The organism is Sphingobacterium sp. InxBP1 (assembly GCF_026191775.1).
GTDB lineage: Bacteria > Bacteroidota > Bacteroidia > Sphingobacteriales > Sphingobacteriaceae > Sphingobacterium > Sphingobacterium thalpophilum.
Genome location: NZ_JAINDX010000042.1, coordinates 280,007 through 297,005, shown reverse-complemented (window position 1 = coordinate 297,005; position 16,999 = coordinate 280,007). Strand labels below are relative to the sequence as shown.

Here is a 16,999-nt window from a genome sequence, read left to right as displayed (position 1 = left end):
AAAATGACCGGCTGGACAAAAGATGGATAGATATCGTGGAAGTGATACTAATTTATTGACAAATGAAAACAACATATGAACGGATTGTCGATGTAAATGAGATCGCCTCTGAAAAAAGAGGCGATATTCAGGACATATTGGCATTAGCGGAACAAGAAAATCTCCCATCAGCAGCATTGGACAAAAAGCGGAACCTGCTTTTGGCAATTGATGTACAGAACGATTTTATGGAATCGATCGGCAGCCTTCCCGTCACCGGCTCCAAAAGTGATGTGCAGCGCCTCACACGCTGGATGTACAAAAATATGGCTTCTCTGACCCAGATCATGTGTAGCCTTGACTCACATTCACTCCTACAGATTTTCCATGCCGGCTGGTGGGTGGACAAAGCGGGTAACCATCCCCAGCCTTTTACGATCATACGCTACGAGGATGTTGTGGAGGGAATCTGGACCGTCACTTATGCGGATAGCTTAGAGCAGTCCAAAAACTACCTGAAAAATTTGGCTGCTGAAGGTAAAAATGAGCTGTGCATCTGGCCGTACCATTGCTTGGAGGGTAGCTTCGGAGCTCAACTGGAAACCCAGTTTACCAATATGCTTTATTTTCATAGTGCTGTGCGTAAGGCCAAACCGCTGCTCGTCTACAAAGGGCAGAATCCATATACCGAGATGTATGGAATTATTAAAGCAGAATATGACGCTAATGGATTTATTAACCATGCCGTGCTCGATGCCATACAAGCATACGATGCCATTTATATTGCAGGGCAGGCATCAAGCCATTGCGTGCTCGCATCTGCTGCTCAAATATTGGAATATTTTAAAGAAGATAAAGCCATTACATCTCGAATAACCTTGTTGACCGATTGTATGTCGCCGATCTCAGGGTTTGAGTCTGTGACGCAACAGGCCTTTGAATCAATGAAAGAAAAATATGGAATACAGATCAAAAATTCGACCGAGGTAATTTTATAGTGTTATGGCGATTGCTGCGAAAGAAATATAGCTATGCGAGATTTATCAAGTAAAACGGTTCTTTAGCGGACGGTACTATAGATCTAAAAGAACTCCGAAAAACAATTTCATATCCTGCCGCAGATCCGATTTATATCGGAAAAAATGTGCAGCGAATGGTGCAGATGCTTGCATTCCAATAGAAAAATCCCTGTTTTCAGTGAATCTGTTTTTTTATATTAACCGTATTTTTACCTTGCTGAAATTTCCATAAAACTTGATAGGAATTCGCAATACAACACTATGGCACACCGTATTTATATTTATAATGTAGATTTTAAGACGAACGAAAGATTTTCATCATATCTGGCCGAATGGAAATATGAAATTCCTGCGCTGACGCTTCCTTTGTTTACGTCGAATATTCGGTCTAAAGGAACCCAGCTGTATGCAGATAAGCAAGATGGTATTACACGTCTTCGGTACTTTTTTGTCCTGTTGGCTGACCAGTATCAGCTTCATTATAAAAAACAGTACTACGAACCGGTAGACAGGATGTTTGCTTTTTTGGAAAATTTACCTTTTGATACCTTTTGTATCGATGGGGGGGACGTTTTCAATATGAACGAGGAGAAGCATACTCTGCAGGCGCACGCTTGGGCGGAAGAGATAAAGGCGAATGGACTTTTATATGCGCAGGCAGTAGAACAGCGGTCTTTAGATCCTTTGCTACCAATATTGCAAAATTCAGGATATGCGAGTTTTCTCGAGATGCTTCAGACGGATTGGATCAATTACGGACTTGGCTTATGGGAAGAAGATGTTCTCGTAGGTAGAGGTCCTGAAGTATTCGAAGAAAATGGAAAATACGGACTAAAAGATGCCAACGGCGAGTTATTGCTTCCTGCCGTCTACGAGGAAATATTTGAGTTTAATGAAGCTGGTGTGGCTGTCGTCCAACAGGATCAGCTATTTGGATACATCAATGATCTTGGAGTAGAATTGGTTCCTTGTCAGTATGTAGAAGCTTTTGATGCACGGTATATCAATGGAATAAATTACGGCGAAGTAGAAGTGATGGGCAAATGGGGATTGTTACATGTGGAAGGTAATCGGCTGTGTATACCTGCAGCATATGACGAATTGAGCTGGTTGACATACGGGTATTTGAATGCAATGCGGGGAGAACAGAATTTTCTTTTTTCTGCTGAAGGCACATTGGTGGTTGGTGAGCCTGCGACTTCGCCTTTTAATTATGATTATCATAAGCTTTTTTATTGTCGTCAAAAAGGCAGCATGAAGCGAAAGTACTTCCGTATGGATGGGAAGTATCTAGGTGAATTTTTGGAAGATAGCCTATTGCCTCTATTTAACGGTTATTTCTGGATTAAACCTAATAAATTGCAGAAGAAGATCGCTATTATTAAACCGGACGGGGCTATTCTCGACAATGATATTGACCGTATTGTTACACTGGACGATTATCGTAGTGTGGCTTATCTTAAGGAAAAAGGTTGGTTTGTCTTGTCTCTGAAACACCATGATTATCGACTGCGGGATCTGCAGATTAATAAAGTTTTGATTGATAGTATACAACAATATCGAAAAGACATTTTCATTATTGTCTCGCCGATGGGCCAGGGGATATATGACGCCTATCACGATCATTGGCTTCTCAGCCCTGATCCCAATTATGAGAAGATTGAACATTGTTTTTTGGAGTTTATGCGTATTCAGCAGGCCGATGGCATGTTTTATTATGACACCAAAGTAAATGTGCGTGGTGAGTTGTATGATTATATTTGTGCTCCTTTTTATTACCCTAAAGTGGAGGATAATGAGGCTGCGCTATTGCTGTTATTCAAAGGAACACAATTGTTTTATCTCAACCCAGCACGCCATCCTGTCGAGATTCCCGAAACGGCATTTGGGCGTTTATACGAGGAACGGTACAGTCTTCAAGGACATGACCAAAGTTATTTTATTGCTTTTTATCAGCGATGGACAAAACAAAAAGGTGTTGGATATGAAAGTTATTTCGATAATGAAACGCTCTATGAGCAAGGCCAGCGGTTTTATGATACACAAAATATAAAAGACGCCATTCGGCTGTTGACCATTGGTGCCTCCAGGGGAAGTGCAGACTGTCAGTATGTGTTGGGAAATATTTATACGGATGCCGATTATGAAGAGACTCTGGATATCGCCAGGGGACGGCAGTTTTATGAACAGGCGATGAAACAGGATCACGCAAAAGCATGGACCAATTGGGGCTTCCTCCATGCGACAGGTTTTGGCGTGGAGCTGAATATTGAACAAGCAATAAAAGCCTATTCGAGAGCAGCGGAATTGGGTGAACCTCAAGCCATGAGCAATCTGGGCAATCTGTATTTCGACGATGAGCATGTCGAACAAGATTATGCACGTGCTCTTTCCTATTTTAAACAGGCAGAGAAGGGCGGAATTGCCAACTATGCACAGATGGCTGAAATTTACTACCAGCAACAGGATTATTCTAATTTGATACGCTGTCTAAAAAAAGATGAAGCGGGACAGTACGCAGCGATTTACTATGGTATTCTGTATGAAGAAGGATTGGGCGTAAAGCAAAGCATTTCCAAGGCATTAAAGTATTATGAACAGGCAAACAATGATGCAGTGTATGCATATGCAGTAAATCGTCTATTGTACTACTATCAAACGGGCAGCAGCTTCGCTAATAGTGAGAAATATGCTTTTTGGCTCAATTTTGCAGCAGAGAATAATGTAGATGTGGAAAAATAACGGTTCGGTATGCTATCTTCTGCGAATCTAGATTTTACATCTTTGCTGATAGATCTTGCTCTGTTGCTCTTCGGGAGCACTGGAGTATTCTATAGCCTCGTTTTAGGAATAGTTCATATTGTCCAGAAAAAAACGAACAGCCTGGCCTATTATCTACGTATGTTTTTGGTATCTGGTGTGATTGGCCTCACGTTTGGGGGGCTAATTGTGGTGATCTGGTTACTGTCTCTAGACCTGTGATAAAGCACAGAAGTGTTATTGCGATTCGATAGCGATAACACTTCATACATCGCTATGGTAAAAACTATTAACGATTTTTAGCGTTCACGATATGCATCAGATGATGGTTGCAATGCCATGCGTATAGTCCTATGTTGACTTTCAATGAGATCAGTCTCTTGGTTGCCGGATGAATGAAGGTCCTCTCAAGCTGTTCGTTGCTTAAATTGGTCAAAAGCGTTTCCCAACGCTCATGCAAACCTTCAAGCAATTTAACAGAACTATCAATCGAGACATTTTTTGCATCCGCAAGTTCTGCCCAGTGTTGCTCTTCATATAATTTTATCGTAGGATTATCTTCCGTCAGCGCCAGCTTAAAGCGGATAAAGCTATTCATATGGCTGTCAGCACAATGGTGTACCACTTGTTTGATTGTCCAGCCATCCGGTCTATAACGTTTCTCTAAGTCGGTGTCCGTGAGCCCACTGACTTCGGTTTTAATGCGCGTTGGAAAATTGGCAATCGTTTTTATCCAATCCTGCAGCAATTGGGTATCGATATAGTCAGGTACGGCAAAACGGCCAATGGGATATCTTAGTTTTTCTAATTCATGTTGCATAGCTAAAATTAGTGAAAAATGATGTAAGGTTCCTCATCTCTATATGTAAATTCTAAAGATCATGAGTTTTAATGATTTTGGGCGCTGTTCTGGACTGCTTGGATGAAAGGGAGAATTATGGTAATTTCGGCTTTTGTCAGTGCTATTCGTTGTACGCTACAGGGCTCAAACGCGGTAGCCTATTTTGAACATTGAGGATAGGGATGAAGAGTTTAAACGAATAGATTAATGCAGAGGAGTCTGGATGGAACCTCTTCGTCGAATGGATGAAAACTGCAAGTAACACCTATGAGGTGCTACCTCGAAACCCAAAGCGCGCTGACGAAGAACTGCTAAAAACACAGATTAACGAACAAGCTCGTGACTTTGTAAAGTAAATAGAAAAGTTGTTCCGATTGACGAAAGTTATCATTTACAATAGAAGTTGCAGGTAGCCGATAGTGAAACAAATGGCTACCTCATCATCTCCGAGGTGATTATCTGTTTATTTTAGTAATATAACATGTTTTGAAAATGTTTGACGTTTTGATTCCAGAAACTTCTGAAGCGAAGTCGCTGTCCTATAGGATTTTTTTTGTGTGCCATTGAAAATCACTATGGAATCAATTTGATTGACCAATAAATCGTGAATAGACTGGGAATCCCATTTTCCAATAGAGTAATGTTGCCTAAATTCAGGGCTGCTTCTTAACGATATGTCGATCGGATTTTCTGGAGAGGAGATCCCCACATGTGTGACATCTGTTGATTTTAAATAAACCAAGATGCGCCTATCTTCTTTTTGTGGCCGGATTTGCACCGTACGTATTGGATCACAGCCGCACAATAAGACAGCGAGTACTATGGATGCTGAAATACAACATTTAAACATATTCATCACTTACAGTCGTCTTAAATCCAAATATAATGAGAAAATGTTCAGTTAATACTCGTTGTTTTCAGTGAATTTTATTTTATGCGCTGATCACGTCTATGCTATCAGCGCATGTAATTTTTTTCTTAAATAGTGGAGCTCCGGAAGCTAAAGCTATGGTCATTGAGCTTGGTGATTTCTAGTTGAATTCCTTCGGCCAAACCCAGCTGTGTCGCGGCTTCCTTTCCTAATTTAAGTACATGGAATCCTCGGCCACGGTAATTGAAGTTACATTCGTATTCCTTCGTGTCAATCGCGATTCTCAATTTTTGTGATTTGGTGGGAAATAAAGGCTTAAAGTCTTTCGTAATTCGGATCTGAGACTTCTTAACATCGTCTGCTGTGATTTTATTTCCCTTAGCAGGGAAAAGCATGCGATATGGGGCATCGGACGCGGTGACAGCCTGTTCTTGTTGAGCTTCTACTGGCTGCTGCTCCACCGTTACTTCAGGTATTGTATTTTCCGAAGCTGTGTCTTGACGTTTTTTTTCCTGACGGCCTTTTTTGCGTGCATTTTGACCTGAGGGTTTGACTTCTCCTTTTGTTATACTAGAAACAGGAGCTGTTTGCATAGGTTCTTTTCGTTCCTCTGCCGCTACTGAAGTCTGCGTTGCAGCCAATGGGCGCTTGATGATATTACGGATATAGTAATGCTTGATTCTGGACTTGTCCGTATTTCGTTCTTCTATTTCAAAGTCTTCTTTATAGGCTTTAAAAAGATGAGACATCTTGTCGTAGCCATAATTCCGGGCATCAAAATCCGGCTTCCTTTTGTTAAAAAGGCTACCGATTTCACCCAGAAATGCCCATCCGTTTTCATCCGCCGTATCGTCAACAGTGTCTTTTAGCAATTCGAGTGTTTCTTCATCGAGCACAGCTATACTGGCTGGGTGATCTATCGGCTTGGGTGGGTTCTGCTGCTTTTTCTTTGCATTGGATTCTTTTTTTGGATTCTTTTCGAAAATCTCAACATAAATGAATTTGTCGCAGGAGGCGATAAACGGTTTTGGCGTTTTTTTCTCGCCGATACCGATGACCAATTTGCCGGACTCCCTGAGACGGGTTGCTAAACGTGTAAAGTCACTGTCGCTGGAAACAATGCAGAAGCCATCAACTCGGTCAGAGTGTAGAATATCCATAGCATCGATAATTAAAGCAGCATCTGTAGAATTTTTACCCTGCGTATAACTATACTGTTGTATAGGCGTAATGGCGTGGGTAAGGAGCTTATCTTTCCATTTCTCGACATAGGGATTCGTCCAGTCTCCATAGATTCGCTTAATGGTCGGTATTCCATACCTCTTCACTTCATTCAAAATCTCTTCTATCTTCCGATAAGACATATTGTCTGCATCGATTAATATTGCAATTTGTAAGTCCCCATGTTCTGCCATATACTTAATTATTTTTTCAATGTATTTTACTGTTTAGTCTCCAAATAAGTAGCTTATTCGAACTTATGGCTAAAATACGTTATTGTTGAGGATAATAATGACTTTTCGGTCATTTTATTTACTCAAACTAAAAATGGCATTCCTGTTATTATGAGTAAAACTGAAAAAATCCGACCCTCATGTGGAACAACATCGGTGAATTTTGATTGCATAAGCATAAAAAAAGGTTTTCAAACGGGGAGAATGAAAACCTTAAATAACCAATTATAAACCTAAATTATGATAGAACAAAGATAGTGTGTATTTTACACTTTTGCAACTATTTAATATTTTTTTTTGAGATAATTCCATCTATGTAGATTTATGACTACAATGAACTGGTCCGTCTAATTTTCGACAAATGCCGAGGGGCGATAACCCATCACCGCGTAGAAGCTATTTGTGAAAGCCTGCAAGCTCTGGTAACCCACCTTATAGGCGATTTGTGATATAGTCAGATCTTTCGTACTTAAAAGTTCAAGACTTTTAACAATCCGCAGTAATTGCTGATATTTTGCCAAGGTCATGCCGGTCTCCTTTTTAAACAGCCTCTCAATGGTGCGAAGTGATAAATGAGATAACAATGCAATTTCATCCATTTTGATTGACTGCATATAGTGATCATGTAAGTGGTTTAAGACAGGCTGCAGTCTGTTTTCTTTGGGGAGTGTGATGCCCAAATGTACCACTTTAGCTCCAAAATAGGGGAGTTCGTTCAATAGGGCACGCAGAAAAACATTTTCGTGCTCGTTCTCCTCTGTGAGTTTCGACCATTTTTCAGCATACAGAATCATCTCTTTTAATACCCTCGGCGCAGCGAAGATCTGAACGTTTTTGAAAAAAATATCTTCTGCTTCCATGTCGAAAAAAAGAATCATCAGCTTGATGCGCTCCGACTGCGTGTCGGTTTTATGTAATGCGTTCGCGGGGACCCAAGCCACGTGATTCTGTGGTAATAGATACATTTTTCCTTCTACAGTTAAGTATTGAAAGCCCTGCTCTACGTAGATAAGTTGGGCTTTGCGATGTGTATGCGGCTGGTCATCGTGAATCCAGTTTTCCTCAAACCAGACAAAACTGGATTTTTTTATGCCTTCTATAATTGCTATATGTTCGGAACAGCTCATGTCGTTTTGCGTTAAATTAATGACAAATTTAATTAAATACCTCGGTATATCTTTGCAAGAAATGATAATGCATCTATTTACAATCTTCAGATGGCTCTGAGCCGTAAAACTTAATGACAATGAAAGAAAATCAAAAAACAGCTGTTGTGGCCTGGAGCTGGTTGCCGGTGCTCGTCGTTATCCTGGTTTCCACCAATCTGCGTTCGCCTATTACTGCCGTGGGTCCAGTTCTCGAAGAGATCAGTTTGGACCTTCATCTAAGTGCTTTTCAAAGCAGTTTATTGACGGCTATCCCGCTTTTTATGTTCGCCAGCTGTTCTGTTTACGTGAGCAGATATTCACATACACAAGGTATGCATCATTTTCTGCTGACGGGCCTTATCGTTCTTGGCGCAGGTCTGTTCATCCGCGTTACGGGAAGCTTATTGGGCTTATTTGCCGGCTCAGTAATGATCGGGTTAGGAATTTGCGTTGGGAATGTAGTGGCACCTGGATATATCAAGAGGAGTTTTCCAGATCATATTGGATTGATGACTGGGCTGTTCGCAGTAGCGATGAACTTGACTGCTGCATTCGCTTCTGGTTTCAGCGTACGCCTCGGCGAATGGACAGCTTTAGGTTGGCAGGGATCGCTGGGTATTTGGGGGATTCTGGTATTATTGTCCATTATTGCCATTTTATTTGATTGGCGACACACACGGCAGGCTATCAAAGTTTCATCCCAAAAGACACAAAAAGGTGTCGGACATATTTTTAGATCAAGGCTCGCTTGGTATATTAGTCTTTTTATGGGGGTCCAATCACTGGTGTATTACAGCTTAATTTCATGGCTTCCTCAGGTCCTTATCGACTACGGAATGGCGTCAAAAGATACAGGTTGGCTGCTGTTTTTAATTCAGATTGCGATGATTCCTAGTATGTTTGTCGGCCCTGTCATGGCCTACCGTATGAGAAAACAGCGCTTACTGGCTGCAGTTGTCGCTATCGGAATGCTCGGAAGTATACTGTTATTCTGTTTCTATAAACTTGAAGGAATTTATTTTGCGGCTATACTTTTAGGGTTTTCCAACGGTTTATCATTTAGTTTATCTATTCTATTTTTTACATTACGGGCCAAAACTGCGGGCAATGCAATCAAAATTTCAGGCATGGCACAGTCCATAGGTTATTTAATTGCTGCTTTCGGGCCACCGATTTTCGGAAAATTACATGAAGTGGATCCATCCTGGAGATACTCATTTTTTTTCCTCGCAGCTGGTACTGTTGTGCTTTTGTTTGCCGGTTTAAAAGCAGGTGATAACAAATATGTGGAAGAGCATTAATGTTCGAATCATCAAGCTCATTATTAGAAAGAATAATGAGCTTGATCTATTGTTGAAAGCGATCCGAAGGTATAGACCCATTAATTTTTTAGGATATCGAACTCAATATAAGTCGGATTGTTGACATCATGAAAGATCCGTTGTGTAGCTTTACGAAAATCAGCTTTGGTAGCTGTATAAGGCTCCATAAAAACTTGCGGGTTTCGTTCAGCTAATGGAAACCAGGAATTTTGTACCTGAATCATAATGCGATGCCCTTTTTTAAATGTGTGAGCGATATCAGGCATCACAAAGTTCACTTTTTCGACCATTCCCGGTGTCAGGGCTTCTGCTTTTTCGAAACCATTCCTATATTTTCCGGCCATGATCTCTCCGCGAACCAGCATCTGATAGCCAGCCATGGTTTTTCCTTGATAACTTGGCGCGTCAATAGGATATACGTCGATTAATTTAACCACATAGTCAGCATCGGTACCTGTTGAAGATACCCTCAGGAAATTCCGGATAGGTCCTACTATAGTAATATCTTCCGCTAGCGGTTCCGTTTGATAAACCATGACATCAGGCCTGCTAGCGGCAAAGCGTTGGTCATCGACCATATACTCGCGTGTGCGGTTCTCGATAAGTCCACCTTGATGCGGTACTGGCTTGTCGGGATCGGTCACATATTCGTCCCACGAATCCGTACGCTGCACCTTTTCATAACCCAATTTGCCCTGCGGCTGAAAGTAAAGCTTTTTGGTCTCTATATTTTTTGGGGGCCATTGCTCAAATTGTTTCCACTCATTGCTTCCCGAAACAAAGATGTTTGCTTCAGCAGCATCAAAGTCGCCTTCCCCTTTTAGGTGGTATCTGAAGAAAGGTTGCTCAAATTTCTCCTGATAGGTGATGCTTGTTTTTTTTTCAAAGTGGATGTCGCCCAGATAATCACCTTCGGCACGTACCCAGCCCCCGTGATACCAGGGACCCGCGACTAAAATCGAGTTGTTGGCTTTACTTTTTTCTTCTATGGACTGGTAGGTCTTAAAGGTTCCATAGGCATCTTCGGCATCGAAAAAACCGCCGACTACCATGACCGCTGGTTTGACATCGCCAATATAATTGGTTATTACACGGGATTTCCAGAATTCATCATAATGAGGATGATTAAAAAGGTTGTTCCAGAAGCGTACGGAGTCTCCGAAATATTTTTCTTTGAGCTCTCTGGCCGTCCCCGCCTGGAGAAAAAAGTTATATTTGTCCGCTTCTTTAATCTGAATGTTGTTCTTAAACTGGTCAGGTGTAATGGGCTTGGGTCGAGGTACGCCAAATGTAGACATAAACGTGAAGGCATCTTGTAAAAATAGTACCCCGTTGTGATGAAAGTCGTCGCCAATATACCAGTCGGTCACAGGAGCTTGTGGCGAAACTGCTTTAAGGCTAGGATGCGTTTTGACTAAACCCACAGTAGAATAAAAGCCGGGATAGGAAATGCCGTAAAGCCCAGCTTTTCCATTGTAGTTTTTCAAGTTTTTCTGTAGCCATTCGAGTACGTCATAGGTGTCTGTACTTTCATCAATTGCTTTTTTGTCTTTACTCAAACTCGTCGGTCGGACGTCCTCAAAATCTCCTTCACTCATCCATTTGCCGCGCACGTCCTGATAAACAAAAATATAACCGTCACGCATCATGGAAGGGAAGTTTCCCAAGCTTTTCTTGTATGCGTTTTGTCCATAAGGCCCTACAGTGTAAGGTGTCCGGTTTAATAGAACCGGATATTTTTTTGATTTGTCTTTTGGACTGTAAATGGCCGTGAATAATTTCTTGCCATCTCTCATCGGGATTTCTATTTCAGTCTTTTCGTAATAATCCCTCACATAGGCCGAATCCGCAGCGGACTGTGCGGATAGCTGCGTGCTACCTAAAATTGCCAAGGTTACTATAGAAATGGTTGCTTTCATTGTTTAATGGTATTTGTTCATATTCGTTTACAGGGGCAACGCCATTATTTTCTTTGATAACCTGATTGTATTTAAATCAAAACAGGTTCACATCCATAGATAATCGTTTTGCCTCGGTGTAGATTTCAGTCTAAAGGTAGCGCTCCGGCAAACATTTTCCAATTTTATTGTCATATTTATGTGGTATGTAAAAAGAAAAATCGACCAATTTTTTGGAAAGAACAACTTTTTTTGAATTGTATTTGGATTAATTTTTTAATGTTAATATATTGAATAAAATTAGTTATGATAATATTTATTTTTGCTTCATGGAGCTGAAAGCATTATATCTCAGTCAAATGGAACGTGAAAGTATATGCTGATGCGGCAGATAGCTTTGACTATTCAGCATATTTGGCATTTTTGAACGTAAGCAGAAACTGTGTTTGTCACGAATTTATAAATTCCGTGGTGAAGAATATGAAATATGTTTTTTTAAGCTAATTTTAAGAATTATTTTATCATAAAACATCAATTAAATAACAAATTAAGTATATAGAATTAATATGGGACAACAAGTGAAAGATGCCAAGGGTAAATTGGGCATTCTTATTCCGGGATTAGGGGCTGTGGCTACAACTTTAATCGCTGGGGTGGCATCGATAAACAAAGGTTTTTCAAAGCCAATTGGATCTGTTTCGCAATTGAGCAGAATCCGTCTGGGCAAACGCACTGAGAACAGAAATCCATTGATTAAGGATTTTGTCCCTTTAGCAAAGTTGGAAGACATCGTATTCGGTGGATGGGACGTGTACGAAGATAATGTATACGAAGCTGCATCGAAGGCACAGGTATTGGAACAGAGTCAATTGGATGCCGTAAAAGCTGAATTGGAATCGATTCAACCAATGAAAGCCGTATTTGATCGTAATTTTGTGAAAAATCTCGATGGGACACACGTGAAATCCGAGAAAACTCGTCGTGAGCTGGCCGAAGCGGTACAGCGTGATATTCGCGAGTTTAAAGAAAAAAATGGCTTGGATCGTGTTGTCTTGGTCTGGTGTGGTTCTACAGAGCGCTATATCGAAACAAATGATGCGTTTTCTACTTTGGCGAAGCTGGAGGCGGCGATCGATAATGACGATCAACGCATACCTCCTAGCATGATCTATTGTTATGCGGCCTTGAAGGAAGGGGCTCCTTATGTAAATGGTGCGCCGAACTTAACCTGCGATGTGCCTGCTATTGTTGAATTGGCACAAGAGACTGGTGTAGCGATTGCTGGGAAGGATTTTAAAACCGGTCAGACATTGATGAAGACCATCGTGGCACCAGGTCTTCAGGCCAGAGCGCTTGGCGTTGAGGGGTGGTTCTCCACGAATATTTTGGGTAACCGTGATGGATTGGTATTGGACGATCCAGAAAATTTCAAAACAAAAGAAGTTTCAAAATTATCCGTTTTGGAAGAAATTCTCGATGCGAAAAAGAATCCAGAATTATACGGGGACCTTTACCACAAAGTGCGCATAAATTATTATCCTCCGCACGGTGATAATAAGGAATCGTGGGATAATATCGATATTTTCGGCTGGTTGGGATACAAAATGCAAATCAAGATCAACTTCTTGTGCCGTGACTCTATTTTAGCCGCTCCCGTCGCTTTGGATTTGGCTTTATTCATTGACCTAGCGCAACGTGCTGGTATGTCTGGTATCCAAGAATGGCTGTCATTTTATTTAAAATCACCTCAGACAGCGCCTGGGTTACCTCCTGAACACGACATCTTTAAACAGTTGATGAAGTTACAAAATACCTTACGCCACATTATGGGCGAAGATTTGATTACGCACCTAGGGTTGGATTATTACCAAGAGTTGGTAGATAGTATCCAATAAAGTGCATTTAGTATAAAGGGGAATAATTGCTGGATGTGATTTTTCCCCTTTTTCTTCAGATAATTGATTTTTGAGTTTGCATCTCGCATTCGGCTTTTTAAACGGTCAATTGCTATCAGTAGGTAAAATTTACTTACTCGAACGGTAGAACTCAAAATGATTTCTGGTCGTTACCTGATTGTGGCCGCCAGGAATTAAGATTCCCTCTGTAGACCTTGGTACGAATGTACTGGGGCCGTAACAAAGGGTTTATTTTTGTAATGAATGATTTTATTTTGCAATTAGAAGGAATGGAATTTGCTATCATTGCAGCGGGAGAAGGATCTCGATTGCGAAAGGAGGGCTTTAATTTGCCAAAACCCATGCTGCCTTTACATGGGGTTCCATTGATTGAACGATTGATTCGTCTGTTTGCGCAGGAAGGAGCGAAGAAGGTTCATGTGATCATAAATACGCAATCGCCAGAATTAAAACTATTTCTACAAAATACAGCATTTGAACTCCCCATTCTGCTTATCGAAGAAGATACGCCTAGTTCATTGCACAGTTTTGCTTTATTGGTGAAGAACAATCCGGACTGGGAGTCCTGCTGTCTGACAACGACAGATACCGTTTTTAAACCTCATGAATTTCATGAATATTTAACGGCTTTTAGGAGCAAAGCTGACGTAGACGCTTTTATGGCGGTAACCCCATTTGTGGACGATGAGAGTCCGCTTTATGTAAATACGGATCAAGATTTAAAGGTGGAGGCCTTTGTCGATCAGTCCACACCCGCATCTAAGTTTGTTTCAGGTGGTATCTATTGTTTTCGTAAAGCCGCAATGAACTGTGCCTTAGAATCGGTCGAAACAGGCAATTCCAGAATGCGTAATTTTCAGCGAGCATTGTTGAAAAAAGATTTGCGTGTCGAAGCGTTTGTCTTTGAAAAAGTGGTAGATATTGATCACCTAAAAGATCGTATTGTTGCCGAACAATTTTTAAGTGAGGAAGTTAGTTAGTACAATGAGCGCAATGATTTCTATTTTAGGTGTAACCCGTAAAAGCCGATTCTCGCCCAATCACGTCGGAAACGATGCAGCAATATTCAATGAGGTTATTTTGAAGTTGACTGAAAAAGGAGCATCAGTTGAAATTTGTAACGAGGATGAGTTTTTGGCTGCCACAACCGTAAAGCAGGAAAATATCCTGACGATGGGCAGGACCAAAACATTAGTGAAAAAATTACAGATACTTCAGAGTAGTGGTGCTCACGTGCTGAATTCGGGATTTGGAATTGAAAACTGTTTTCGAAAGAATATGACGCTTAAGCTGTTGGAAGGAGGAATTCCCTATCCGAAGAGCATCGTGATCTCTACCGTGGCGGATATACAGTCAATTTTTGAAAAACTCAAAGGAAAAGGGGTCTGGATCAAACGTGGTGACTTCCATGCGATCCATAAAGAGGACGTGACATTTGCGGGCAGTTTGAGAGAGGCCCAGCATATTTTGAATGAATACGCTCTCCGAGGAATCAAAGAAGCTGTCATTTCTGAGCACCTGAGCGGTGATTTACTGAAGTTCTATGCCGTAAGGGATACAGACTTCTTTTTTTATTTTTATCCCTATGAACATAATCACCACAAGTATGATCTCTATCAACAGATCAATGACGAGGTGGTCCATTTCCCATTTGACTTAGTCAAACTGAAACAGGCTGCTAATTCGGCAGCAGAACTATTGGATGTCCACATCTATGGCGGCGACGTTATTATCGATTCAAATGGTGACTTCCATATTATTGATTTAAATGACTGGCCCAGTTTTGCGCCCTGCCGTACAGAAGCGGCTGAAGCCATTGCTCAAATGGTTTACCATAAATTTACTGAAAAGAATCACAATGCAGAGAGAACAAGTTAAGGTAATAGACGAAGAAAATTTAAGTGCATTCGAACAATCTTTAAAATCCAACGATACAGAAGAGAAAATAGATATCTGGTTTTATAGACCCATCGGATTTCGCATAGCACAGCTGTGTGCAAAAATCGGAATAACACCTAATGCGGTAACTATAATAAGCATCTTTTTTGGCGTTGCCGCTGGTATCTTATTTTATTATAACGATTTATGGATCAATGTGATCGGTATGTTGCTATTGGTCTTTGCTAATTCTTTGGACAGTGCAGATGGACAGTTGGCCCGGATGACGGACAACAAAAGTCGTTTCGGCCGAATTTTGGATGGTTTCGCCGGCGATTTTTGGTTTGCCTCCATCCATATTGCTATTTGTCTGCGTAGTATAAATGAAGGCTGGTCGCAATGGCTCTGGGTGTTTTGTGTCCTGGCAGGCGTCTCTCATATGATTCAGTCTGCTATGGCTGATTACTATCGCAATGTGCACTTATTTTTTATCAAAGGTAAGGCCGGTAGTGAACTGGATAATACACGGGATCTGAAAGCTGATTACGATGCGCTCTCGTGGCGTAAAAACTTTTTTAGCAAGTTTGTGCTGAACGGTTATATGGGATACACCAGAAATCAGGAAAAGTTATCTCCTAAGCTACAGAAATTGCTACATATTGTTAAATCAAGATATAAAGAAAATTTACCCACGCAGTTAATGGTCGACTTTAGGATGAAAAATAAACCATTAATGAAGTACACAAATATTGTACAGTTCAACACACGGGTTATCTTTTTGTTCGTTTGGCTGTTTATCGGTCAGCCGTGGATTTATTTTTTCTTCGACATGTTTGTGTTAAACCCTATATTAATTTACATGTGCAACAGGCAGGAAAAAGTAAGCGGCTATTTTGTCGATAAATTAACAAATGATCCATCGTATGGGCAGTAAAGTTTATAAAGTGCTCTTCATGCTGATCGGTATAGGTACCTTGGCCTATATGATACATGCCATGGGCATACAGGAGATCTGGACCAATCTTGAAAAAATTGGTTGGTGGTTTTTGCCGGTATTGGGCAGTTGGGCTATCCTCTATTGGATGAATGCACTGGCCTTTAAAGCCATTATCCAAGAGCCTTTGCTTCGTCAGACAGATGTACCTTTTTGGAAAGTGCTGCAGTTGACCGTATCGGGCTACGCCATCAACTATATTACGCCATTTGTCGCGTTGGGAGGGGAGCCTTATCGGATTATGGAACTGAAAAATTATGTTGGCGGTTCCAAAGCGGGTTCCTCGGTGCTGCTATATGGTGTCATGCATATTCTTTCGCATATTTTGTTTTGGGTCGCCTCAGTCTTTCTCATTTTGTGGTTCGTACCGGCGAGCACGTTGGTCAATCTGGCTTGTGCGGTTATCGTCATCATGGCCATTGTCTGTACCTGGTTATTTACCAGGTTCTATAAAAAAGGGATTACTGTTTCCCTATTGACTACGCTATCGCGTTTACCTGTGGTGGGAAAAAAAATTAATACAGTTCTTCAGGCAAAATTTGAAACCTTGAATGATGTTGATCAACAGGTTAGGAATTTATTTCAAAACCGGCGAGATCGCTTTTATGTTGCTCTTTTTTGGGAATTTTTTGCTAGGGTGGTGGGGTGTTTCGAAATTTATTTTATCGGCCTTGCCCTAGCTATCGATATCGATTTTGTTGACGCCATGATTATCAGCTCTGGGTCTTCGCTATTTGCTAATCTGGTATTTTTCTTCCCCATGCAGCTCGGAACTCGAGAAGGTGGACTGGCAATGGCTGTCATGAGTATTGGCTTGCCGGCCTCGGTTGGAATTTTTATGGGGATTGTCACCAGAATCCGGGAGATCGTATGGATTATGATTGGGCTGGGCTGGATGAGTATAGTAAAAAAGAAATAA

At 41.1% G+C, this 16,999-nt stretch carries 12 protein-coding genes; 8 read left to right on the top strand and 4 right to left on the bottom strand.

From position 1 onward, the window contains the following. The first annotated feature begins 62 nt into the window (after nucleotides 1-62). Nucleotides 63-977 (top strand): hypothetical protein, encoded by a 915-nt coding sequence (locus K7A41_RS08960; RefSeq protein ID WP_265713449.1) that lies wholly within the window; start codon nucleotides 63-65, stop codon nucleotides 975-977. 282 nt (nucleotides 978-1,259) lie between these two features. Beyond that, nucleotides 1,260-3,740, top strand: coding sequence for an SEL1-like repeat protein (locus K7A41_RS08955; RefSeq protein WP_265713448.1), 2,481 nt, complete (start codon nucleotides 1,260-1,262; stop codon nucleotides 3,738-3,740). 307 nt (nucleotides 3,741-4,047) lie between these two features. On the opposite strand, the gene K7A41_RS08950 is transcribed toward K7A41_RS08955, so the two are convergent. The 3 genes from K7A41_RS08950 to K7A41_RS08940 all read right to left on the bottom strand — a co-directional run bounded on the left by K7A41_RS08950 (nucleotide 4,048) and on the right by K7A41_RS08940 (nucleotide 8,051). Then, nucleotides 4,048-4,578: a YfiT family bacillithiol transferase gene (locus K7A41_RS08950; RefSeq protein ID WP_265713447.1), complete on the bottom strand. Its 531-nt coding sequence runs from the start codon at nucleotides 4,576-4,578 to the stop codon at nucleotides 4,048-4,050. A 999-nt stretch (nucleotides 4,579-5,577) separates the two neighbouring features. Then, nucleotides 5,578-6,885: an NYN domain-containing protein gene (locus K7A41_RS08945; protein WP_265713446.1), complete on the bottom strand. Its 1,308-nt coding sequence runs from the start codon at nucleotides 6,883-6,885 to the stop codon at nucleotides 5,578-5,580. Between the two features lie 386 nt (nucleotides 6,886-7,271). After that, nucleotides 7,272-8,051: a helix-turn-helix domain-containing protein gene (locus K7A41_RS08940; protein ID WP_028068935.1), complete on the bottom strand. Its 780-nt coding sequence runs from the start codon at nucleotides 8,049-8,051 to the stop codon at nucleotides 7,272-7,274. A gap of 119 nt (nucleotides 8,052-8,170) precedes the next feature. Here K7A41_RS08940 and K7A41_RS08935 point away from each other — a divergent pair, with 119 nt between their 5' ends. Continuing rightward, entirely contained in the window at nucleotides 8,171-9,373 is a 1,203-nt protein-coding gene (locus tag K7A41_RS08935; protein WP_265713445.1) for a CynX/NimT family MFS transporter, read from the top strand. Between the two features lie 80 nt (nucleotides 9,374-9,453). Here the strand turns inward: K7A41_RS08935 and K7A41_RS08930 are convergent, their stop codons facing one another. After that, the gene (locus K7A41_RS08930) at nucleotides 9,454-11,313 is read right to left on the bottom strand and encodes a CocE/NonD family hydrolase (RefSeq protein ID WP_265713444.1); all 1,860 of its coding nucleotides are present in this window, start codon (nucleotides 11,311-11,313) and stop codon (nucleotides 9,454-9,456) included. A 545-nt stretch (nucleotides 11,314-11,858) separates the two neighbouring features. On the opposite strand from K7A41_RS08930, the gene K7A41_RS08925 reads away from it, so the two are divergent. The 5 genes from K7A41_RS08925 to K7A41_RS08905 all read left to right on the top strand — a co-directional run bounded on the left by K7A41_RS08925 (nucleotide 11,859) and on the right by K7A41_RS08905 (nucleotide 16,999). Further along, nucleotides 11,859-13,187, top strand: a complete 1,329-nt coding sequence (locus K7A41_RS08925; RefSeq protein WP_265713443.1) for an inositol-3-phosphate synthase — start codon at nucleotides 11,859-11,861, stop codon at nucleotides 13,185-13,187. Between the two features lie 260 nt (nucleotides 13,188-13,447). Beyond that, the gene (locus K7A41_RS08920; protein WP_265713442.1) at nucleotides 13,448-14,188 is read left to right on the top strand and encodes a nucleotidyltransferase family protein; all 741 of its coding nucleotides are present in this window, start codon (nucleotides 13,448-13,450) and stop codon (nucleotides 14,186-14,188) included. Nucleotides 14,189-14,201: 13 nt separating this feature from the next. Next, a complete protein-coding gene (locus K7A41_RS08915; protein ID WP_232048719.1) occupies nucleotides 14,202-15,086 on the top strand; it encodes a hypothetical protein in 885 nt (294 codons plus the stop codon). Further along, entirely contained in the window at nucleotides 15,067-16,020 is a 954-nt protein-coding gene (locus K7A41_RS08910) for a CDP-alcohol phosphatidyltransferase family protein (protein ID WP_037532456.1), read from the top strand. Before K7A41_RS08915 ends, K7A41_RS08910 begins: the two co-directional genes overlap by 20 nt. Further along, nucleotides 16,010-16,999 (top strand): lysylphosphatidylglycerol synthase transmembrane domain-containing protein, encoded by a 990-nt coding sequence (locus tag K7A41_RS08905; protein WP_028068928.1) that lies wholly within the window; start codon nucleotides 16,010-16,012, stop codon nucleotides 16,997-16,999. The genes K7A41_RS08910 and K7A41_RS08905 overlap by 11 nt, the downstream gene beginning before the upstream one ends.